The 22,036-nt window shown below is 54.1% G+C and carries 16 protein-coding genes; 13 read left to right on the plus strand and 3 right to left on the minus strand.

The window, feature by feature from the left end:
• Positions 1-56: 56 nt before the first annotated feature.
• The 6 genes from ACO064_RS24785 (at position 57) to msrA (ending at position 10,304) form a co-directional block, all read left to right on the plus strand.
• The gene (locus tag ACO064_RS24785) at positions 57-1,178 is read left to right on the plus strand and encodes a caspase family protein (protein ID WP_421829892.1); all 1,122 of its coding nucleotides are present in this window, start codon (positions 57-59) and stop codon (positions 1,176-1,178) included.
• Positions 1,175-2,623, plus strand: a complete 1,449-nt coding sequence (locus ACO064_RS24790; protein WP_421829893.1) for a caspase family protein — start codon at positions 1,175-1,177, stop codon at positions 2,621-2,623. Before ACO064_RS24785 ends, ACO064_RS24790 begins: the two co-directional genes overlap by 4 nt.
• A 37-nt stretch (positions 2,624-2,660) precedes the next feature.
• Positions 2,661-4,166, plus strand: a complete 1,506-nt coding sequence (locus ACO064_RS24795) for a DUF4384 domain-containing protein (protein WP_421829894.1) — start codon at positions 2,661-2,663, stop codon at positions 4,164-4,166.
• 520 nt (positions 4,167-4,686) lie between these two features.
• Positions 4,687-7,866 (plus strand): SusC/RagA family TonB-linked outer membrane protein, encoded by a 3,180-nt coding sequence (locus ACO064_RS24800; RefSeq protein ID WP_421829895.1) that lies wholly within the window; start codon positions 4,687-4,689, stop codon positions 7,864-7,866.
• A gap of 32 nt (positions 7,867-7,898) precedes the next feature.
• Positions 7,899-9,458: a RagB/SusD family nutrient uptake outer membrane protein gene (locus ACO064_RS24805; RefSeq protein WP_421829896.1), complete on the plus strand. Its 1,560-nt coding sequence runs from the start codon at positions 7,899-7,901 to the stop codon at positions 9,456-9,458.
• Between the two features lie 180 nt (positions 9,459-9,638).
• Positions 9,639-10,304 carry a peptide-methionine (S)-S-oxide reductase MsrA gene (msrA, locus tag ACO064_RS24810; protein ID WP_421829897.1) on the plus strand — a complete coding sequence of 222 codons (666 nt, stop codon included), beginning with the start codon at positions 9,639-9,641 and terminating at the stop codon, positions 10,302-10,304.
• 16 nt (positions 10,305-10,320) lie between these two features.
• Here the strand turns inward: msrA and ACO064_RS24815 are convergent, their stop codons facing one another.
• The 3 genes from ACO064_RS24815 to ACO064_RS24825 are packed head-to-tail and all read right to left on the minus strand — an operon-like array spanning position 10,321 to position 12,642.
• Complete coding sequence (locus tag ACO064_RS24815) at positions 10,321-11,175, minus strand: C1 family peptidase (protein WP_421829898.1); 855 nt, start codon at positions 11,173-11,175, stop codon at positions 10,321-10,323.
• On the minus strand, positions 11,172-11,957 hold the full coding sequence (locus ACO064_RS24820; RefSeq protein WP_421829899.1) for a tetratricopeptide repeat protein: 786 nt from the start codon (positions 11,955-11,957) through the stop codon (positions 11,172-11,174). The genes ACO064_RS24815 and ACO064_RS24820 overlap by 4 nt, the downstream gene beginning before the upstream one ends.
• 1 nt (position 11,958) lies before the next feature.
• Positions 11,959-12,642: an RNA polymerase sigma factor gene (locus ACO064_RS24825; protein ID WP_421829900.1), complete on the minus strand. Its 684-nt coding sequence runs from the start codon at positions 12,640-12,642 to the stop codon at positions 11,959-11,961.
• A 253-nt stretch (positions 12,643-12,895) separates the two neighbouring features.
• Here ACO064_RS24825 and ACO064_RS24830 point away from each other — a divergent pair, with 253 nt between their 5' ends.
• The 7 genes from ACO064_RS24830 to ACO064_RS24860 all read left to right on the plus strand — a co-directional run bounded on the left by ACO064_RS24830 (position 12,896) and on the right by ACO064_RS24860 (position 21,991).
• The gene (locus ACO064_RS24830) at positions 12,896-15,700 is read left to right on the plus strand and encodes a metallophosphoesterase (RefSeq protein WP_421829901.1); all 2,805 of its coding nucleotides are present in this window, start codon (positions 12,896-12,898) and stop codon (positions 15,698-15,700) included.
• A 37-nt stretch (positions 15,701-15,737) separates the two neighbouring features.
• Positions 15,738-16,796, plus strand: a complete 1,059-nt coding sequence (locus tag ACO064_RS24835) for a hypothetical protein (RefSeq protein ID WP_421829902.1) — start codon at positions 15,738-15,740, stop codon at positions 16,794-16,796.
• Between the two features lie 192 nt (positions 16,797-16,988).
• Positions 16,989-17,441, plus strand: a complete 453-nt coding sequence (locus ACO064_RS24840; RefSeq protein ID WP_421829903.1) for a hypothetical protein — start codon at positions 16,989-16,991, stop codon at positions 17,439-17,441.
• Positions 17,438-17,881: a hypothetical protein gene (locus ACO064_RS24845; RefSeq protein ID WP_421829904.1), complete on the plus strand. Its 444-nt coding sequence runs from the start codon at positions 17,438-17,440 to the stop codon at positions 17,879-17,881. The genes ACO064_RS24840 and ACO064_RS24845 overlap by 4 nt, the downstream gene beginning before the upstream one ends.
• Before the next feature lie 649 nt (positions 17,882-18,530).
• The gene (locus ACO064_RS24850) at positions 18,531-18,962 is read left to right on the plus strand and encodes a curli production assembly/transport component CsgF (protein ID WP_421829905.1); all 432 of its coding nucleotides are present in this window, start codon (positions 18,531-18,533) and stop codon (positions 18,960-18,962) included.
• Positions 18,963-19,051: 89 nt separating this feature from the next.
• Positions 19,052-20,449, plus strand: a complete 1,398-nt coding sequence (locus tag ACO064_RS24855; RefSeq protein WP_421829906.1) for a CsgG/HfaB family protein — start codon at positions 19,052-19,054, stop codon at positions 20,447-20,449.
• 63 nt (positions 20,450-20,512) lie between these two features.
• Entirely contained in the window at positions 20,513-21,991 is a 1,479-nt protein-coding gene (locus tag ACO064_RS24860; RefSeq protein ID WP_421829907.1) for a carboxypeptidase regulatory-like domain-containing protein, read from the plus strand.
• Positions 21,992-22,036 lie beyond the last annotated feature (45 nt).

The raw sequence follows: 22,036 nt of genomic DNA on the forward strand, positions 1-22,036 counted from the left end.
GATAACCTTTTGTCTTTTTGAAGATATGCTCTGTACCGGATTCTGGACCATCACTTATGAAAAACACGCTACGTTCTCTGCTCCTCTTTCTGATCGTCTCCGGAACCGGAATGGCCCAGCAGCCTCCGGCGGTTTCGGCCCAGAGCGATTGGGTGAAAATGACGAAACCGCCCGCCGTCGCGCCACGCATCACCTGGCGAACTCCGCTGGCCCGGCGGGTGACGGAGTCCAGACCGGTTTACCGACTGAGTGTCTGCATCGAGTCGGCAGAACCCGTTACAAAACTTCTGTTTTTTTACAACGATAAAGAAATCAATGGTTTACAACGGGGCATCATCAAAGTGGCCTGCGGTACGGAATACGCCGAAGAAATTCAACTGGTGAGCGGTGCCAACGAGGTCTATGTCGTGGCTACCAATGCCGCCGGAACGACCACGTCGGAGACGCGGCTGATTATTAACCAGCCCGAAAAAACGGAGATTGCTGTCAAGTCGGCGGCTCCCAAACGGCTGGCGCTCATCATTGCCAACGGGAAGTATGCAAAATACCCGCTCAAAAATCCGGCAAACGATGGTAAAGCGGTAAAAAAGCAACTCGAAAGCCTGGGATTTGCAGTTACCTACAAAGAAAACCTGCCGCTTCGGGAGCTAAAAACCAGCTTCGATACCTTCCTGGCCGACTTGGGAAATCACAACACCGGGCTTTTCTACTACGCCGGACACGGTTTGATGGTCAACGGCGAAAACTACGTGCAGCCGGTGGACGCCGACCCGACCGCCGAGCCAGATGTTGAGTTTGAGTGTTACCCGCTGCGGAGGCTCGTTGCCCGAATGGCCAGCACCAATCCGAATGGTTCGAATGTGATTTTCTGGGATGCCTGCCGGAACAATCCCTATCGGTCGTGGCACCGGGGCGCGGGCGAACCGACTTTTGCACCTGTTCAGCCCGCCGTCGGAACGCTGATAATCTACGCCACCGAGCCGGGGAAAGCGGCCTATGATGGCAACGAAGAAAATGGACTTTTCACGAGCGAACTGGTCAAACACATCGGCCAGCCCAACGTCGATATTTTTGAGATGGTCGACCGGATCGATCGGGGCCTGGAAGAACGCGGTTTTAAACAACCGCCCTACATCGAGGGCCGGTTGCGGGGAAAATTTTTCTTTCAAATGCCATGAAAACAGGTGGTTGCCCAACGCTAACGGTTCTGTTCTGCCTGATTTTTAGCACGTTCGGCCAGGCCCAGACGTTTTATGCCCTTGTGGTGGCCGACACCAAAGACCCGGTTTTGATCGATGCCTGCAAACGGGACATGGACGTGATGCACAGGCAATTTGTTCAGATGGCGGCCGCCATTCAATACCCCCTGGACGAGCGGATTGTGGCCCAGGATGATTTCGGCCAAAAACAACTTCGAGCCGTGTTGCAGGAAATCAACCCCCAACCGAATGACATTCTTTTTCTGTATTATACTGGCCACGGCTACAACCTGAAAAACCGCACCGACCGGTTTCCGATTCTGATGCTGGAGAAAGAGGACGCCCTTGCCGCCCAGAATCCGAGCCTGTTGAGCCTACATACTCTGCTGAAAAAGAAAGGAGCGCGGCTGTGTATCACCCTGGGGGATTGCTGCAACGAAGTGATCGATGCCACCCGCACCGCCGGACGCAAACGGATTCCACCGAAGCCACTGGTGCTGACCAACGATTCCCTGAATCAGGCGTATCGGAAACTCCTGCTGGACGTCACCGGCGATGTTCTGATTGCCAGCAGCCGCCCTCCGCAGGAAGCCTGTGCGCATCCGGATTCGGGCAGTTTCTACACGCGTGCGTTCGACGAAGTGCTGGAGGTCGCGGCTCGTTCGGGAGCCGATCTGTCATGGGAAACCGTGCTGAAAAACACCCAGACGCAACTGTCCCGCTACATCGCCACGCGCTTCAAACAATCGATGTATGAAGCCAATCTGCGCGAAACCCGGCCGTCGCCGGGGCGGCTGACGGTGTATTCGTCGCCGGAACAGCCCTTGCTGAACCGGGAGGGCGTGGTGGAGGAAAACCAGCTTACCGAACAGCAACTCCTTGATTTCCGGGCGTTGACGGAGCAAAAAGTGAACGAATTTCAGCGGTATTTATCGGTTATTGCCGATCCTGAGCAGCAGGACAACATCCGGGAACTCGCCATTGAGAACGCCCTGCTGTTGTTTTTGAACGATGCCACCATGCAGGTCGGTTCGTCCAATCCCAAAACGGCGGTGAAAACCTACCCGCTCGCGATTTACCTCCGGCGGCTGAAAAACCTGGAGAAGCGGTATTTCGACATCGACATTGCGTTCTATGATCTGGCGCTGGTGGCCGACTGGGAAAAAACCGTCAGCGGGTATGAAACCACGGCGACGTACTTTCAACATTTTCAGGCCTTTAATCCAAAAGGACAGCTACTTTATGCGGCCAAAACCGCCAAGCAGATAGCGGTCGATCTGCAATCCCGGAAAGACCCTTTCTACGAAGAAAACCGCTGGACGGTGTTGTTGGGGGATGTCAGGCTCACGGAAAAAGGGATTGGAATCGGGAACAAAGCCGTCAGCAATGAGAAAAAAGACGGAAAGACAAGCAAACGCCCGTAACCGGTCAGGTTCGTTACACCCATCACTTCCCTCTAAAATGAATCAAGCGGTTTTTCGGATCATTCTGATTTTCAGTGTCTTCGCTGCAATTCGATCGGCGGTGGCGCAGACCTACTCGCGGGCTGACCAACTGAAAATTGCCGATAATGCCCGTCGGCTGGTGCGCGACCGCTATCTGACCAATCTGGAGGTCTTGACGCATTACGAGGCCAACCAGCCGTTTGAGGTGTTGCAGAGCCAGCTCAACGGCTTGCTGAAAGATGCGTTCCGAAACCGGGAAGTGCTGGTTTACAATGAGTTTCGACCGGGGTCCGATGCCTACACTTCGGTGGAGGAATATGTGAAAGATGCCCGGATTTTTTCGCCCGGAAAACCGGTGACTAACACCCTGACGCTGGGTGAGGCACGCTACCGGATCAGTCGGACGCAGGACGGTTTTCCGTTTATCAGCCTGTATGTGGAGAAACAGGCGCAGGGGGTGGGCAAGCAGGGAAAGGCGTTTTGGTTTCAGAACCGGGTCGAATTCAGGATTGTGTTTGTGTTCGACCAGACGCTGAATGCGTTTCATTCGTTCAAAATTGCGGGCATCACCAAAATTGACGCGTGGCCATCCGACGCCTTTGCCCTGAAACCGGGCGATATTGAACAGGCTGAGAAAAACGAAAACGACCTGTTTACAACGATTTCGGCACTTACGGAAAACTTAAGAAAAGTGCTTCCGGCCGGATCTACCCGCCTGGTTCTGGACCGGTTTACCTACAACCGCTGCGGGATCACCGACCCGCTGTCAGACCGGATTTTTGCCACGTTGCACAGTTGTCTGCAAAAGCAGGCGGCTGTGGTGGTCGTGCCGCCGATGCAAAGTGCCGACTCGTTGCTGTGGATTCGGGGTTACTATCGGGAAGATCTGAACAACCTGCGAATCGTTGCAGAGGTGTTTGATGCCCGCACGAATCGGGTTCTGGCGAAAACGGAGAATACGGCGTTGCCGCTGGCGTGGATCAGCGGGCAAAACCTCCGGCTTCAGCCGGAGCAATACCAGCAGGTGCGGGCCGTGCAGGATACGATCCGGCAGCATTCCGTGGCCGGTGCAACGCCACTGACGGTGGAAATGCGAACGGACCGGGGCCGGATCGGGGTCGAATACTGGCCGGGGAATCAGATCACGATCGAAGCGCGGGTAAACCGCCCGTGTCATTTGCGGCTGGTGTATGTGCTGGCGGATGGCACGAAAACCCTGCTGGAAAATGATTTTGAAATCAGGGCGGATCAGGTGAATCAGTATGTTCGGATTGCGCCGGATGCGTCGTTTGTCTGCGCGGAACCTTTCGGAACGGAATACCTGCTGGCCTATGCCAGCCAAACCGCCTTTTGCCCTATTCCGACCAAACCGGCACCGCGATTGTATCTGCGACAGGAGAACGGTTATGGCATTCTGGTGGGGTCACTGGGCGAAACGCTGGCGGCTCTGCGGTGTACAATACCGCCCGAGGGGGTTGCTGAAGATCGGATTCAGATCACGACACGGGCGGTTTCGAAATAAAAAACCGCGGTTTTGAGAGTCCATTGAACCGATTTGCCCGGTCAAAACGCTCCTGACCCCCGATAAATGAGGGAGTAAACAGGTATTTTTTTTTGATCGCTAAGTAAAAAAGCCTGCTACGATATGGTGTACATTCAAGTAAAATATGGATAAAAGCAAGATTGTCGAAATAGGAGATGAATAGTTATAGTTTATCTTGATTGTTTATTAAGCAGTTGATTATGAGTAGTATGATACTTATTTGTTAGGTGTTTAGGGGTGAGACACAGTCTTCTGATACGACGTGCGGAAAGAAAACAAATTGGATTCAAAATTTCAAACGAAACGGCTATTATTAATTTATTAATATTTTTTATTAATAGTGACTAATCGTAGGCAATTAGAACCTTACTATTTATTAGTTTTGCAAAAGATAATCACATTTCTTTCTTACTAATTCTACCACTCTAATAAACCGCCGTGTGAACGGTTCACAACATCTATGGTAAAACTCTTACTACCGCAAGCCCGGCTTGTCAGGATGATGAGATTATCCATTCCTCAACTCCTGCTGGCTTTTGTCTGCACGAATGTCGCTCTCGCAGCGAAAGATCCTAACACGGGCACTTCATCGAAAAACACGTTAGCAGTCAGTACGGTTGACAGAACCCTCTCCGGCAAAGTGACCGATGAGTCGAACTCTCCTTTACCGGGTGTGAGTATTGTTTTGAAAGGGACCCAACGGGGTACGGTGACGGATGCGAATGGTCTTTACAAGATCGAAATTCCGGATAACGGAGCCACCCTGGTTTTTTCATTTGTAGGGTATCTGTCTCAGGAAGTGAATGTTGGAACACAGACTTCCGTGAATGTCAGCCTGAAAAATGATGACAAAGTGCTGGAAGAGATCGTCGTTATCGGGTATGGTACGGCGAAGAAAAGTGACTTGACGGGGGCCGTTGGTTCCGTGAAAGAAGCAGAATTGAAAGAACGCCCGGCGGCTTCGCTGACGCAGGCGTTGTCGGGCCGGATGCCGGGTGTACAGGTTAACACCAACTCGGGTCGGCCCGGTGGTCGGACCACCATCCGTGTTCGCGGATTTAGCTCCATCAACTCCTCGAACAACCCACTGTATGTGGTCGACGGTGTGATGCTGCCACAAGGGAACCAGAACCAGTTCAGCTCGGCCATCGACTACATCAACCCGAACGACATCGTTTCGGTAGAAGTGTTGAAAGATGCCTCCTCAACCGCCATTTACGGGGCGCGGGGTGCCAACGGGGTTATCCTGGTAACAACGAAAAAAGGGAAATCGGGTGAAGGTCAGGTAACTTACAACGTCGATTTCAGCGTGAACACGATCGGACCCAACCGGCCGGAAGTATTGAACACGGCTCAGTATATGGCGGTGGAAGATCTGGCCTGGGCCAACATGGCGAAATACGATCCTGTCGGCTGGGCCGCTGGCAAATGGGCGTATCTGAACCCCAAACTGCGCCGGATCGACCCGCGGGTTTGGAATTCCGATGGCAGCCCCAAGTTTGATACGAACTGGCTGGAAGAATCAACCCAAAACAAGCTGTCGCAAAACCACCAGTTGGGTTTCAGCGGGGGTAACGACCGCACGCAATACTCGGTTTCGCTCGGTTACCGCGACGATCAGGGGTTGATCAAGACTTCCTACATGAAACGGTATTCAGGCCGGTTCACGATCGACGATCAGGTGAAATCCTGGTTGAAAATCGGGGGTACTTTGAGCTACAACAACCAGTCGGAAAACATTGTGGATCAGGGCGATGCCGTTGCCCGTCAGATTGTGGAAGATTTTCCGTTCCTGCCGGTTAAATACGAAGACGGAACCTACGCCAATAACCGGGATTTCCCATTTGCGGAAGGAACCATGAGCTCGGTTCACCGTTTGATGGGTCGGAAATACATTCTGAATACCCAGACGACGATCGGTAGCCTGTACTCCAACATCAGCCTGGCGAAAGGACTGGAAATGCGGACGATTTTGGGAGCCAACGTTCAAACCCAGGAAAACAACCAGTCGCAAACCCGGACGCTGAACATTGGCGGTAACGGTAACGCATCGGCCAGCAACCGGAAAGAAACCTTCTGGTCGTTGGAAAACTACCTGACGTATAACAAGCAGATCAACGAAAAACATGCCATCAACGCCCTCTTGGGGATTTCGTGGCAGGAAACGGATGTGTTCAGCATCAGTGCGGCTGTCAACAACTTCGCTACCGATTATTTTACATTCAACAACCTTGGTGCAGGAGCTACCAACCCTAGTGTTGGATCAGGCGCTTCCCGTTCGGCATTTAACTCGTATTTCGGTCGGGTGAACTACAGCCTGATGGAGAAATACCTGTTTACCGTGACCGGTCGGGCTGATGGTTCTTCGAAATTTGGAGAAAACCACAAATTCGCGTTCTTCCCCTCGGCGGCTCTGGCCTGGCGGGCATCGGAAGAAGAATTCCTGAAAGGCAACTCCATCATCTCGAATTTGAAAGTGCGGACTAGCTTTGGTTTGACGGGTAACTCGGAAATTCCGGCCTACTCTTCACTCTCCCTGCTTAGCTCGAACTACGCGACGATTTATGGTGATGCCCGCGTTTCGGGTACGGGAATCAGCCGGTTGGCGAACCCGGATTTGCGTTGGGAAAAAACCGCTCAGACCGACTTTGGTGTGGAACTGGGCTTGTTGAAAGGCCGGATTTCTCTGGAAGCGGACTACTACTACCGCAAGACGACGGACATGCTGCTGGATGCCCCGGTACCCCGCACAAGTGGTTACGCGACCATTCGCCGGAACGTGGGTTCGATGGAAAACAAAGGCTTTGAGTTTGGTTTGAACACGGTCAACATCGACGCGGGTGGTTTCCAGTGGAACACGACCTTCAACATTTCGTTCAACCGCAACAAAGTGCTGGCTCTGGCGACGCCTTCGGACATCTTCAACGTAGGTGGTCCGAACTTCACCAACCCCACGAACGTGATCCGCATCGGTGAGCCGGTTGGTGCCTTCTGGGGTCTGACGCGTCTGGGTACCTGGAGCGAAGCCGAGCGCGAAGAAGCCGCCCGTTTCACCAGCTACCGGAACGGGTTGACCATGTTGCCGGGTGACATCAAGTACCTGGATGTGAACGGTGACCGCGCCATCACGGATGCCGACCGGAGCATCATCGGAAACGGTAGCCCGAAATCATGGGGTGCCATGACCAACAACTTCCGGTACAAAAACTTCGACCTGACGCTGGAATTGCAGTTCTCGTACGGCAACGATGTCATGTTGATGAACCTGCACCCGAGCGAAGACCGCCAGGCCCTGGCCAACAGCTACACCTCGGTGTTGAACGCCTGGACGCCGACCAACCAGAATACGATGATCGCTGAAATCCGGGATACCCGCGCTGGTTATGTAACCAACGTAGACAGCCACTGGATCAAGGATGGTTCATTCCTGCGGGGGCGTAACCTGCTGTTCGGCTACACCTTCCCGAGCAACGTAACCAACAAACTCAAACTGAACCGCCTGCGGGCTTACGCTACCGTGCAGAACTTCTTCCTGCTGGTTGACGACAAAATCGTAGGTGACCCGGAAGTGACCCCGACCAACCAGGGTGATGGCAACAGCGCCTTCTCACAAGGGATGATCTGGCACAACTATCCGAAACCGACGACTTACATGTTCGGTCTGCAGATTGGGTTTTAATTGATTAAACGTATTCAAAAAGACAGTTGACGATGAAACATATAGTTAGTAAAGTGAGCAAAATCGCCCTGCTGGGGGCGGTGCTGCTGGGTCCGGTGGGTTGTTCCGATTTCCTCGACGAGCAGGCACCCTCCAACCTGACCCCCGACAATTTTTACACCATTCCCGACCACGCCGAAGCCGCCCTGGCTTCGGTCTACGCTGACCTGCGGTTCATGGGCGACGGCGCCGGGATCTTCTCTTCCAACTGGCAGTTGCTCGAAGCCCTCACCGGCACCTCGACTACCGAAACCGCCCAGAACTCGGATTTGAACAACCTTTACGGGCTGGTTCACGACGGCAACACCGCCCACGTGGTCAACTACTGGAACGGTCTCTACAAGGTCATCGCTCAGGCCAACCAGGTGCTCGACCGCGTACCGGCCATCACACCGATGCCCGATGCCCAAAAGGCCAAGATCCTGGGTGAAGCCCGGTTTCTGCGCGCTTCGGCCTACTTTACGGCGGTTCGGTTGTGGGGTGATATTCCCCTGATTACCAAACCCCAAACGGCCACTTCGGAAGATTTCCAGCCGGGTCGCGCTACGCAGGAAGAAGTTTACAAACTGATCGTGGAAGACCTGGTGGCGGCCGAAGCGGCTGGCCTGGCGTGGATGGATGTCAGTGGCCGGGCCAACCTGGCGGCTGTCAAAACCCAACTGGCGAAGGTGTACCTGACGATGGCGGGTTTCCCGCTGAGCAAAGGGGCGACGCACTACAAACTGGCGGCCGACAAAGCCCTGGAAGTGATCACCTACGCCAATGCCAACCCCACGGTGATCAACCTGTTCACGACGTATGAAGACGTCCACCGGGAAAGCACCGAAAACCGGCTGGAGCACCTGTTCATGCTGCAATACAACACGCTGGTGGCGGGCAATCCGATGGACAACATGTACCCCAACTTCAAACCGGTGACCTTCAACGGGCCTTCGGGCACGGGTAGCACGGTGCCGGTTCCTTCGTTTTATGCGTCGTATGAAGCGGGTGACCTGCGGGCGAAAGATCAGGAAGGGTATTTTTATTCGACCTACTTCACCGACGGCAGTGGCGCCCGGTTTGCATTGGGAGCCAACTACATTTTCAAGCACTTCAACCGGACGGCCAACGGGACGTCGGGGGTTCCGGGCACGCGTCAGAACAACCTGAACGTTCCGCAGATCCGGTTTGCCGAGACGTTGCTGATCTACGCCGAAGCGCAGAACGAACTGGGGGCACCCACGCAGGCGGCTTACGATGCCTTCAAGCGGATTCGGGACCGGGCGAAGCTGACGACCCCGGCGCTGGGGACGTACACGCAGGCGACTTTCCGGGAAGCGGTTTGGCGGGAGCGGTGGCACGAACTGGCTTACGAGCAGATCACGTGGTTCGACATGGTTCGTTTACGGAAGGTGTACAACGACAAGACGAACGGCTTCGACAACTTCGTGGGCCACGTGAACCCGAGTTCGAACCAGGCGTTGCAGGAGAAGCATTTGCTGTTGCCGCTGGGCAAGCAGGAGATGCTGAACAACCCGAATCTGAAACCGCAGAATCCGGGGTATCCGAACTAATTTCCTGAATGATTTTTTGCAGACTCCCCGATTGGCCTGGCCAGTCGGGGAGTCTTCGTTTTCAGGGAAAGCAAAGTTCGCGCCGTTAAACCTCAGAAAGCAACAAACCGGAGCCGGTTTGCGTTGTTCATTGACCGGGGTAAAACCGTAATGGTGAATCCCTTTACTCACTTTCTGATCATGAAAACCAGCCTGTTATTTAGTGTATTTTTCTGTCTCTGGACGGTCAGTGCTCAGGCACAACTCCTGGGTACTACCCCGAATTTTGCCAAATTGCCAGTCCTTCAACCGGGCGAAGCCGTTGCCACTTTTGCCGGCGGTTGTTTCTGGGCGCAGGAAGAAGCCTTCGACCAATTGAAGGGCGTGCGGGAGGTGATCTCGGGCTATTCGGGCGGGAACCTGAAAAACCCGACCTACGAACAGGTGGGAACCGACGAAACCGGTCATGCCGAAACCGTGCAGGTATATTACGATCCGAACGTCATTAGTTACCGCGATCTGCTCACGGCTTTTTTTGCCAGCCACGATCCCACAACCCTCAATCGCCAGGGGCCGGATGTGGGTCGCGATTACCGATCCGTTGCGTTTTACCGGAACCCGACCGAGAAAAAGGCCATTGAAGAAGCCATTCAGCAGGTCAATGAATCGAAGCATTATGCCAATAAAGTGGTGACGGAAGTCGTGCCGTTTTCGGTCTTTTACCCCGCCGAAACCTACCACCAGAATTACTGCAAACTGCACCCCAATCAGCCTTATATCCGGAATGTCTCGCTGCCCAAAGTGGAGAAAATGCGGAAGGCGATGCCGGGTAAGCTGAAGAAAGAAGGCAAATACACAACCTCCTGATTGGGCAGAAATGGGTCTACAGTGCTGCCGGTGTTGGCGGGTTGATCTTGTAGCCATACCGGGTAAAGCGAACCAAATCCCGGTAACTGATCCAGCAGAATCCCCGGTCGGCCCAGCCTTTTCCAAAACTATTTACGACCCGGAAAGCTCCGCCGTGCAAGGTGTCGTCGTAACCGATAATGCACAGGGCGTGACCGCGGAGCCGCTTGTTGGCCGGGTCGTCACCGGGGGCGGGTTTCCAGACTTTTCCGGCAAAAAGGAAGGATGGTGGAACCACCATACCGATAACTACCGGGCCATCGTCGGCCAGTGCTTTTTTCAGCCGGTAAATTTTCTTCTCGTCCGTTTCCTGAACATCAAAAAGCCGCTCGTACCCCTCGATTCGATACCGGGCCGCAACGGCATCGACGGCTTCGGTTTTCTGTCCGCAGGCCGGATACGGGAAATTTTTGAATGGCACCACCCCGACACTTTTCAAAATGTCGAAAGCTTTCGACAGATAGATTCCTTCCGAACAGGCATAATCCCGTTCCGACTTGGCTTTTTCGTAGAGGTAAGAGGGTGAAAAAGCGAGTTGATCCAGGGCGGTTTTGTTGGTGATCTGCTTCGGCCTGGCCGCCAGGATGGTGCGGAGGTAGTAGCCACAGGCGAATCCGACGCAGGTTCCGTAGCTACCCTGGGCCTGCACCGACGGGCAATAAGCTTCGTAGGAAACGCGGGTTGGCAATTTCTTTTTGGTGACAATTGCCTGATACGGAGCCGATTCATACACCGCATCATCGAGCAGCAGCCCCGGATTAATCTCCGTCTGGGCCGTAGCCGGGAGGGCCAGTAACAGGCCCCAAAAACCGTGTAACCACAGGGGTTTCATTCGTGTTGTTGAATATGTTCGAACAACTCGCGCGCTTCTTCCTGATAGGGATGTCCGTTTTGATCGGCCAGTTGCCGGGCTACTTTCCGGGCTTCTTCCCGTTGTTGGGCTTTCAGATAGGCCAGTGCCAGATACCAGTGGGCGGTGGCACTCCAGTGGTCGGGTTTTCCCTGACTGATCGACGTCAATTGGCTGATGGCCAGCCGGGTATCATTTAGTTTTAAGGCATCGATGGCCTCAGTGAGCCGGACGGAATCGGAGCGGGTCTGGGCCGACTCCACGGGTGCGGCCACCCGATCCGGATCGTTTGGCAGGACGGGTTGCGGTTTAGGAATCGGAGAGAAATAGATCTCGAACGACTTTTCGTTTTGAGCCATTAACGCCTGTTTATCCGACCAGTTCCGGAATAAAGCCCAACTCAGGCCCGCCAGAAGAAGAACCGATGCGGCCGCCGAAAAATAAGACCAGTTCGTGCGGAGTTCAGTCCGGCCGGTGGGGAGCGCAATGACGGGAGTTTCTGCGGAATGCGATTCATCCGCTTCCGGCTTCAAGTCTTCATCTTTTAACAAGCCCCGCTTTTCCAGGTCCGAATGCAACGTTTTAAAACGCTCTTTTTGAGCTAGAAAGGTCAATCCCTGCTTGATTTCGCGTTGTGTAGCTACTTCCTGCCGGAGCGATTCGTCGTTTCGCATCCGGTTTTCGAAAACCGCTTTCTCGGCGGGCGTCATACGGTCAGACAGGTAAAGGCCAATCTGTTCGAGTACTTCTTCCGATAACTCCATGTTACTCTCTTTTATACTGCGTATACAAAGCTTTCATGCGCTGTGCACACCGAAACCGCTTGACTTTGGCGGAGTTTTCCTGCAATCCGATGCGTGACCCGCACTCGCCCAGCGACTTTTCTTCGACGTAAAAGCAGTGCAGCATCGTCCGGCAGTCTTCGCCGACTTCCGCAAATGCCCGCCCAACGGCTTCCCAATCGGCTTCACTATCTTCCCAAAGGGCATCCCGCTCTGCCGGGCTCTCCCGATTTTCATGCTCCGGCAGGTCGTCTCCCAAATTTTCAAGGTACGTAGAAAGAAACGGATTGGGTTCATTCCAAACGAACTCATCCTCCTCCGCAACGGCTTCTGTGCTGGTATCCAGCTTCTGAATTCGTTTCTTTTTCAGGAAGTTAACCCAGCGGTTCCGGCATACGGTGAAAACGTAGGCGGTTACGGCTTTTCCCTGAAAGACATACTTCCCATTTTTTAATTTCAAGGCAAATTCGGTCAGCCCATCCTGTAAAATATCAAGCGCATCGTCTGTCGAAATGGAACTCCGTTGACTGGCGTACGGAATAAATACCCGGTAGGAGCGGATATACAAACACTCCCAGGCCTGGGTCTGGTCGGCCAGCAGTGCCTGATAAAACGCCAGATTTTCCTGATCAAAGCGTGCACAGGGAGTATCCAAATCAGTCGCCATAAAAACCGGGCTTATGTCCTCACCGGGTTGACATAGGTAATCAAAATCCTTGCAAAATCAATGAAATAGTTGGATTTATCTCAGGGGTTCGGCACTGTTCGGGGATTTACCCCGGAGACAATAGACTATCTGCCCGACCGGGTTGAGGTTATCAAAAACCCGGATCAAATTATTCTCAGAACGCCTGTTAACCTCGCGACCGCTTCGATGATATACAGTCAGAAAATTGATCCGAATTCTAAAAACTGACTGTATGAAAACGTACTTACTACTCCTGACCGGGCTTTTTCTGCTTCTCTCCACGGAAAACCGCGTGAAGGCGCAAAGCAGTTCGCCGATGCTGGTGGCTCAGGGGGCCACCTGGAAGTATCTTGACAATGGCAGCGACCAGGGAACCGACTGGCGTTCGGTTTGCTACAGCGACGGTACCTGGAAGCAGGGCGTTACCCGCCTGAGTTACGGTGAAATTGGCGATCCCACGTCGCCCACGGCCCCCAATTTTGTCAGCTACGGCCCGAGTGCTACCAACAAGTACATCACCACTTATTTCCGCAAGAAAATCATGGTCGATGTGGCACAGTTTCCCGATGGCTATGAGCTGCGGGTGCTACGCGACGACGGCATTGTGGTGTACTTCAACGGGGCGGAGGTGCTGCGCGACAACATGCCTGCGGGCACCATCACCTCGAAAACCACGGCGTCTACCAGCCTGGGCGATGGCGAAGAAGTGATCTGGAAGAAAGTGACCCTTCCAAAAACCGTATTGAATAACGGAGAAAACACCCTTGCCGTCGAAGTCCACCAGTTCAGCGCGGGCAGTTCGGACATGGCTTTCAATCTGGAACTGGTCGGTATTGGGGGAACCACGACGACCACCCAACTGGTGCGGGGGCCTTACCTGCAAATGGGAACGCCTACTGGAATGACCCTGCGCTGGCGGACCAGTTCCGCTTCGATGGGGGTGGTGCGGTATGGCTCCTCACCGGGCAGTCTAATCCAGGTGGTTTACGAAGCGGCCCAGGCTACCGACCATAGTGTCAGTCTGACCAATCTGACGCCCAACACCAAATATTATTACTCCGTAGGTGCGGCAGAAACGCCAGCGGTGGTTTTGCAAGGCACGGCGGACAACTTCTTTTTTACGGCTCCCACCACCGGAACCGCCAAGAAAACCCGCATCTGGGCGATGGGCGATTTTGGGGAAGGCACCCAGCGGCAGCTCAAGGTGCGGGATGCGTTTATGAACCACGTGGGCAGCAACTACGTCGATTTGTGGTTCTGGCTGGGCGACAATGCGTACCCCGGCGGTTTGGATACGGAATACCAGAAAAACCTGTTCGATGTCTACAAGAATGATCGGATTATTAAGCAGACGCCTTCGTATGCCACACCCGGCAACCACGATTATGCCAACAACAACCTGACGAAAACCGAGCGTACCGACCATCGCATCGCCTATTTCGACGTGATGTCGCATTTCAAAAATGCGGAAGCGGGCGGGGTGGCTTCCGGAAAAGAGGAATACTATTCGTTCAATTACGGGAATATTCACATCATCAGCCTGGATTCCTTCGGGTATGAACCGGGCCAGGGAACGACCATTTTTGGGGCCAACGGTCCGCAGATGATCTGGCTGAAAAAGGATCTGGAAGCGATCAGGAACAATCCCGCCATTCAATGGACCATTGTTTTCTGGCACCACCCGCCGTATACGAAAGGCTCGCACGACTCGGACTCACCGGCCAACCTGGCGAACGAACTGAGAGACATCCGCCAGCGGCTTTTGCCGGTTCTGGATCAGTATAAGGTCGATCTGGTGCTGAACGGCCACAGCCATGTCTACGAACGGTCGCGGCTGGTTCGCAACTATACCGGCACCGAAACGGAGTTCAATCCGGAGCTTCACAACGCCCCTGCCCTCAACAACGGCCAGTCGAGCGGACGGTATGACGGGTCGCCCAACTCCTGTTATTACTACAAAAATTCAACGGCTCCGGTCAATGAAGGCATCGTTTACGTTGTCTGCGGGGCAAGTGGTGCGGGCATCGATCCAGGTTCGACAACCCGGCCTGGCTGGCCCCACAACGCCATGCAAACGGCCATCGAAACCGTGGGCGGGTCGATGTATCTGGAAGTGGAAGGCAAACGGCTCGACGCCAAGTTCATTGCCGAAGACGGTCAGGTTCGGGATCAATTTACGATCATCAAGGATACGCAGCCTTCCCAAACGCTGATTGCAAGTGGAGCCACCTGGAAATACCTCGATAACGGTACTGACCCGGGAACTGCCTGGCGCACGGCTTCCTACAACGATGCTTCCTGGAAACAGGGCACAACCCGGTTGAGTTACGGCGAAATCGGTGATCCGACGTCTCCCACGGCCCCCAACTTTGTCAGCTACGGGCCCAGTGCCACCAACAAATACATCACGACGTATTTCCGCAAAAAGATCACCCTGTCCGACGCATCGGTTTACAACGGCTTCGATATGCGGGTGTTGCGGGACGACGGCGTGGTGGTGTATGTCAATGGCAATGAGGTCCTTCGGAATAACATGCCCACCGGAACCATTACCTCGAAGACGACGGCTTTGGCCGGTTTGGGAGATGGGGAAGAAGCGATCTGGCAGACGGTGAGCTTACCCAAAACGGCGTTTGTGAACGGCGAAAATGTCATCACGGCCGAAGTTCACCAGTTCAATGCGGGCAGCTCGGATATGTCTTTCAATCTGGAACTGATGGGAACCACTTGCGGGGCTGTGAACACACCCGCCGGGAGTCGGGAGGCTTCCAGTGCTGCGGTTTCGCCCCCTCCGTCGGCTGAAGTAAAACCGGTAACTCTGTACCCGAATCCGACGACGGGCAAGGTGTTTCTCCATCCCGCCCTTCCGTTCCAGTCGTACACCCTGACCGATTTGCAGGGGAAAACCGTCCGTGAAGTCACCCAGGCCGGTTTTCTTCAGGAAATCGATCTCTCTCCGCTGGCTCCCGGCATGTACCTGCTGATCAGCCAGGGAGAGGCCGGGAAACCCAAGCCAATCCGGATCATCAAGCAATAAAACGTTTCTTCTTCCTTCACTTTTACCTTTAAAAACCATGAAAAAGCTCATTCTTTCCTTTGCTACCCTCATTGCCGCCGGTGCTGCATTCGCACAATCCAATACGTTGTCGGTCAGCCAGACGGGCGATGGCAATACTGCACCGATTACCCAACAGGGAAATGGGAACAGCTTGTCAGTCAGCCAGAACGGCAACGGGAATGGCGTCCCGAACTACGGTTCCATCAATCAGCAGGGAGCCAGCAATGCCGGATCGATTTCGGTCAATGGGGACCAAAATCAGGTCGATTTTAACCAGACGGGCAACAGCAACCAGGGGACCATTTCGACAATCGGGAACGGGAATCAGGTGTTTCTCTACAATCTCAGGGATGTTTATGGCGCCGGATCGCAAAATGAAGCGATCATCGTGCAGGTTGGCAACAACAACGTGGGTGGGGCCGGTGATTTCGATGGCAGTGGCCATAACCAGTCTTCGGTGACCCAAACCGGCAACAACAATGAGGGCTATGCCTTCTCGATGGGGTATCAGGGGACGAATAACCGGACAGCCGCGACCCAAACCGGCAATAATAACTTTGCCTGGGCGGTCGTCAATTGGGGGCAGGGGTCGAACAATGAAATTAGTGTGACGCAGGTCGGCGATGGCAACGAGGGCAGCGCCCAGGCCATGTTTGGGAACAACAACCGGGCCTCGGTGACCCAAACCGGCAACGGGAATGTAGGCAGAGCCGCTATCGTAGGCGGTCATTTTAACCAGATCGACATCGCGCAAACCGGCGACGACAACCACGCTGCGGTCGAACAGGCCTATGGCAGTCAGAACCTGGCCGGGATCACCCAGACCGGCAGCAACAACGCGCTGGATCTACTGCAAAACGGGTCGTCCAACACGGCCACGATTCTTCAGGATGGCAATGGCAATACGCTCACCGGTCTGGAATCGGCACCCCGCCCCTATAACGGAGCCGGAGCGATTCAGGGAGGCAATGGCAATTCGCTGACGCTGACGCAGACCGGTGACGGCAATATGGTCCGCTTCGGCCAGTTTGGCAGCAACAACACGGCTACTATTACGCAGGGACCTCAAAACTAAGGACTGAACCAGCCCGGAAGCGGTTTCGGGCTGGTTCTTTATTTTTACAACCTAACAAGCTGTTTGAGTTACCCGGGGAAAGCCCTGGAAGGGCGGTCTGTCAATAGCTACCACGAGTTGATGGATGCTATTGACTATTGACAGGACAGGCCTCCGGCCTTCATTCAAACAACTTCTAACACTTTAAATCCCATGAAATGGCTTCTTTTCGTGCTGTTCAGCGGTTTTTCGCTCGGGGTTTCGGCCCAATCGGAGGTGTTTTTCAACCCGCCGCTGGCGGAGAAAACCAGCGGGAGCCGGGGCTCTCAGGAACTGATTCTGATCCAGACGGGTCAGTTAAACAACCTGCAATACCGGGAAACGGGGAGCAACAACCGGGTTCGGGTACAGCAGCAGGGGACTCAAAACAGCCTGGACCTCGACCTTTCGGGGAACGATAACCAGTATTCCATCGCGCAGAAAGGAAACCACAACAGCTTGCAGTGGGGGAGTGTTCAGCAGGATGGCGGTCTGCTCGAGGTGTTGCAGCGGGGCCATAACAACCAGTTGATCCGGGAGGGAAGCGCCACGGCTGCGGGTGTTCCGATGCGGATCGAGCAAACCGGCGGTAGTCAACTTATCCTCCGAAACGGCTTTCAACCATGAAAAACGTTTGCCGACTTTTGACACTACTCATGCTGGTAGGGTCGCCCCTGGCGGTTTTTTCGCAGGAACCGGAAATTGAGCAGGTTGACTTAACCGGAAAACTGGTGGAAACCGCAATGGATGATTCCGAAAGCGCCACCCTGATTCTGGACAACTCGCGGACCAAAGTGGGCAAAGATTTTTACGATCTGTTTTATAAAAACTGGTCGAACCAGCCTACGGTTGCCGAATCGTTGCCGGGTCGCCCGGTTTCCCCCGCGATTCCCGCCGATGAGGTAATTATTACTATCGAAGAAATTCCCTCGCCCGGTTCAGGGCATTTGATTCAAATCAGTATCGACGACCAGCCGGTTTGGCAGCAATTCGTGCAGGCGCGGTATGACCTGCTCGAAATCGATGCCGCCCAGGCCGTTGCTGCTCTTCGGCCCCGTGGGTTGTAGTCTTTGAGAATATAAATAGTTTAATAGATTGATATTCACAGTTTAACGACTTGATTTGGGTTTAGGAAATAACCTTTTCCCGGCATTTTATCGGTCATCCCTACGGGATTGGTGGCATCCTATCTTGCCGTAATTCGGCGGGTTGAAACCCACCGCTACCAGATGATCATCCCTACGGGATTGGGGGCATCTGACAATCCCGTAGGGATGATCATCTGGTAGCCCCCGGTTTATTGATTTAAACAAAATAACCGCCGGATTGAATGTTTATCAGCCCACTGCTTTAGCTGTGGGTAAAGCGAAAAGTTTCCTTTGCTTCCGAAACCGTTTTAACGGTTTTATCGGCCAGAAAACCGTTAAAACGGTTCCAGTACGATTCGATTTCGTTTCAATCTCCCACAGCTAAAGCAGTGGGCTGACAAGTCAAATATGAATCCGGCGGTTATTTTGTTTAAAGCAATTAACCGGGGTGTAGATGTAGATAAACGAAGTGAGTTTAAAATCCCGTAGGGATGACCGATAGAACATGAGGGGACGGTTTTTCCTGAGAGTTAACCCCCTGCTTATGTAAAATTCTCCTGTTCGGCTGTTAACCTTCTGCACTTCCTGCTGATATACAATCAGAAATGCACCACATTCTGACTTGTATATGAAAAAGCTAGTTGTCATCTGCTCCTTGTTGCTGGGCTTCATCAGCCTAAAATCGGTTCAGGCTCAATCGCTTACGTATCAGCCCAAGAACCCCGCGTTCGGCGGAAACACCTTCAATTACCAATGGCTGCTCAGCTCGGCCCAGGCCCAGGATCAATTCAAGGACCCGGCCGCTACCAAAACCGCCAGCGGAGCGGCATCCTTCAAACGCTCACCGGTCGATGAAATGACCGAATCTCTGCAACGGCAACTGATGAGCCGCATCACCCGCGATTTAATCGAAAAGCAATTCGGCGAAGACGGCCTGAAAGAAGGCACGTTTCAGTTTGGCGACATGCAGGTGGTGATCTCCAATTCGGCCGACGGCGTCAATATCCGGGTCAACGACGGCAAAGGCGGTGAAAGCAACATCACGGTTCCCTACTTCTAATACTGGGTCCGGATGCCAAAGTCCCCTTTAGGGGATTTAGGGGCATCAAAAGCTGAAAATCAGACTTCAACCCTTCAATCCTCATCACCATGTTCCGATTTATACGTATCCAGGCAGGAACGGCACTGGTCGTTCTGGCAGCCTTCCAACTGTTGACCGGGTGTAGCGCCTACCTGAACCAGCCCACCAAAACGCAGTCGGCCCGGTTGGGTGAAGAAACCACCATCACGGCGGAATTGCGCCAATTGCCCACACCCCGGGAGAAAATCGTGGCCGCTGTCTACAAATTCCGGGATCAGACCGGGCAATACAAGCCGTCGGAAACCGGGGCCAACTGGTCGACGGCGGTTTCGCAGGGAACCACCAACATCCTGTTGAAAGCACTGGAAGAAAGTGGCTGGTTTGTGCCCATCGAACGCGAAAACATCAGTAATCTGATCAATGAGCGTAAAATCATCCGGTCCGGGATGGCGCAGTATAAAAACGAAGCCGACAATCTGCCACCCCTGTTGTTTGCCGGGATTATTCTGGAAGGCGGTATTGTATCATACGATGCCAACACGATTACGGGCGGGGCGGGGTTGCGGTTTTTCGGCGCGGGCGGTTCGGGCCAATACCGGCAGGATCGCGTCACGGTGTATCTGCGGGCAGTTGCCACCAAATCCGGGAAAATTCTGAAAACCGTCTACACCTCCAAAACCATTCTGTCACAGGCCGTCGATGGCGGGTTGTTCCGGTACGTGAGTTTCAAGCGGCTGCTGGAAGCCGAAACCGGGTATGCCACCAACGAACCGTCGCAGATGGCGGTGACCGAAGCCGTCGAAAAAGCCGTGCAATCGCTGGTGCTGGAAGGCATTCGCGACAACCTGTGGGTGGTGGATGAAAAAGTGGTGGAGAAAACCGAGAAAATGCTGGCGGAGTATGAGCACGAAAAAACCGCGATGAGCGAAACCGATGTCTATGGTGCCCGGAATACGATCGAACCGTCGATGGTCACGTTTCATCCCTACGGATCGGTCTGGCGGTACAAAGGAGATTTTGCCACCAGCGGAATTCAAAGCGGGTTTGGGGTGGCTGCCGACCTGTACCTGAACAGATACCTGGGTTTTCAGATGAATGGGGGCATTGGAACGCTCGCCAACAACCCCGCCATCAAGTGCCGACTCACGACACTACAAGGCAATCTCATCTACCGGGCTTTGCCGTTCCGGAAAGTCACGCCTTTGCTGTACGCCGGTGCCGGTCTGGTTTTATCCCGGGCGGAAGCGTCGCCCTTCACCCTCCACGGAAAACGATATGCCCTGCTGAACGGGGGCATGGGCGTCGAATACGCGTTTAGCAAAACCGTCGGTTTTCGAACGACGCTGGACTACCAGCAACCCCTGACCGACGAACTGGACGAAACCCGCTCGGGCCGCTACTACGACTATTACCTGCGCGGCTCCATCGGCCTGACGTTTTACCTGAGCCGCCCCAATCGCCGGTAGGTTTCAGCCGGTTTCGCTACACCTCATCAACGGTACACCCTCACTTTCTACTCTTTTCTTCCCATGAAACGCTTTACCTTTTATAACCTGTTTGCCCTGTTGCTGGGTAGCCTCTGGGGATGTAACGAAGAAACGCTGGTTGAGCCAACCCAACAGGGTTCCGTCTATGGCCGGGTGAAATACAACACCAATGGAAAACACGCGGGCCAGGTTTTGATCCGGCTGAGTCCGTCGGGCCGGACGGCGGAAACCGATTCGAGCGGCTTGTTCCAATTCGATCAGGTGGCGGTGGGCCGGTATACGATTCAGGCGTCGAAAACCGGGTATCGGGAAGAAGTAACGACGGTGGAGGCCACGCCCAATGTACGGACCGAAGTGACGATCATGCTCTTCGAAGGCCCGAACAAAGCCCCGTCGGCCCCGAGCTGGGTGAGCCCCGACAGCGGCAACGTCTGGCAAAAATCGTCGGTGACCCTCAAATGGAAAGCCACCGACCCGGAAAACGACGCGCTGACCTACGAAATCAACCTCCTGAAAGGCGGGGTGCTGAGTCAGAAATTTACCGGACTGAAAGCGGATTCGCTGGTGCTGACCGGGTTATCGTACGGAACGGCGTATGCCTGGCAGGTGATTGTGCGGGACGGTTTCAATACGGTCAACGGAGCCGTTTGGTCGTTCAACACCCATGCGTTTCCGAGCTTTTCGTACGTCTACGTCCGGCGGGTCGAAAACCGGTACCAGCTTTTTACCTCCAATGAAACTGGCGAAGCGATTCAACTTACCAGCACCGGCAACAACTGGCGACCCATTTTTAGCCCCAACCGCTTGCAAATCGCGTTTCTGTCGAATGCCGAAACGGAGGTACACCTGTATCTGATGAACCGCGATGGCAGCAACATGCGCCGGGTGACGAGCGTGCCGGTTCGGGGACTGATGCCGCTTGATCTGTCGTTCTGCTGGTCGCCGGATGGGACGGAATTGCTCTACCCGTCAAACGACAAACTGTACGCCGTCCGCACTGACGGCACGGGTTTGCGGATGGTGTATCAGGCACCCGCCGGGCGGTTTTTTGCAGGATGCGCCTGGACGTCGGCTACTAAACGGATCGCAGTTCGCACCACCTCGACCGGCAGTGTATACGACAACCGGATTCTGCTGATGTCGCCGGAAGGGAAAGACACGACAACGGTTTTTACGACGAAGAGCAACCGAATGAGCAGCCCGGTTTTTTCCGTCGACGGACTCAGAATCCTGTACAGCCTGGACAAAAGCGGTTTTCAGGATGAGCAGGGGCGCCAGCTCGACGCCCGGATTTACACGATGGACGTCAAAACGAAAGGAATCGTCGACTTGTCGTCGGCCACCGGCAAAACCGCTGGTACCAATGACCTGGAACCGCGGTTCTCGCCCAACGGAGCCAAAGTGGTGTTCACCTCGACCGACAACACCGGAACCGGCGAAAGCAAGGTCATGGCCATCGACACGGACGGAAAAAGCCGGACATTGCTCATCGACTCGGCGGAAATGCTGTACTGGCGGTGAGGTCAGTACAGCATCTTAAAACGCCCGTGTCTGGATCAAAGGCTG

Source organism: Larkinella sp. (assembly GCF_965227735.1).
GTDB lineage: Bacteria > Bacteroidota > Bacteroidia > Cytophagales > Spirosomataceae > Larkinella.

Bases quoted from the DNA above. Each gene is read 5' to 3' on its own strand.
- ACO064_RS24785 (WP_421829892.1), top strand. From the start codon at position 57: ATGAAAAACACGCTACGTTCTCTGCTCCTCTTTCTGATCGTCTCCGGA.
- ACO064_RS24790 (WP_421829893.1), top strand. From the start codon at position 1,175: ATGAAAACAGGTGGTTGCCCAACGCTAACGGTTCTGTTCTGCCTGATT.
- ACO064_RS24795 (WP_421829894.1), top strand. From the start codon at position 2,661: ATGAATCAAGCGGTTTTTCGGATCATTCTGATTTTCAGTGTCTTCGCT.
- ACO064_RS24800 (WP_421829895.1), top strand. From the start codon at position 4,687: ATGATGAGATTATCCATTCCTCAACTCCTGCTGGCTTTTGTCTGCACG.
- ACO064_RS24805 (WP_421829896.1), top strand. From the start codon at position 7,899: ATGAAACATATAGTTAGTAAAGTGAGCAAAATCGCCCTGCTGGGGGCG.
- msrA (WP_421829897.1), top strand. From the start codon at position 9,639: ATGAAAACCAGCCTGTTATTTAGTGTATTTTTCTGTCTCTGGACGGTC.
- ACO064_RS24815 (WP_421829898.1), bottom strand. From the start codon at position 11,175: ATGAAACCCCTGTGGTTACACGGTTTTTGGGGCCTGTTACTGGCCCTC.
- ACO064_RS24820 (WP_421829899.1), bottom strand. From the start codon at position 11,957: ATGGAGTTATCGGAAGAAGTACTCGAACAGATTGGCCTTTACCTGTCT.
- ACO064_RS24825 (WP_421829900.1), bottom strand. From the start codon at position 12,642: ATGGCGACTGATTTGGATACTCCCTGTGCACGCTTTGATCAGGAAAAT.
- ACO064_RS24830 (WP_421829901.1), top strand. From the start codon at position 12,896: ATGAAAACGTACTTACTACTCCTGACCGGGCTTTTTCTGCTTCTCTCC.
- ACO064_RS24835 (WP_421829902.1), top strand. From the start codon at position 15,738: ATGAAAAAGCTCATTCTTTCCTTTGCTACCCTCATTGCCGCCGGTGCT.
- ACO064_RS24840 (WP_421829903.1), top strand. From the start codon at position 16,989: ATGAAATGGCTTCTTTTCGTGCTGTTCAGCGGTTTTTCGCTCGGGGTT.
- ACO064_RS24845 (WP_421829904.1), top strand. From the start codon at position 17,438: ATGAAAAACGTTTGCCGACTTTTGACACTACTCATGCTGGTAGGGTCG.
- ACO064_RS24850 (WP_421829905.1), top strand. From the start codon at position 18,531: ATGAAAAAGCTAGTTGTCATCTGCTCCTTGTTGCTGGGCTTCATCAGC.
- ACO064_RS24855 (WP_421829906.1), top strand. From the start codon at position 19,052: ATGTTCCGATTTATACGTATCCAGGCAGGAACGGCACTGGTCGTTCTG.
- ACO064_RS24860 (WP_421829907.1), top strand. From the start codon at position 20,513: ATGAAACGCTTTACCTTTTATAACCTGTTTGCCCTGTTGCTGGGTAGC.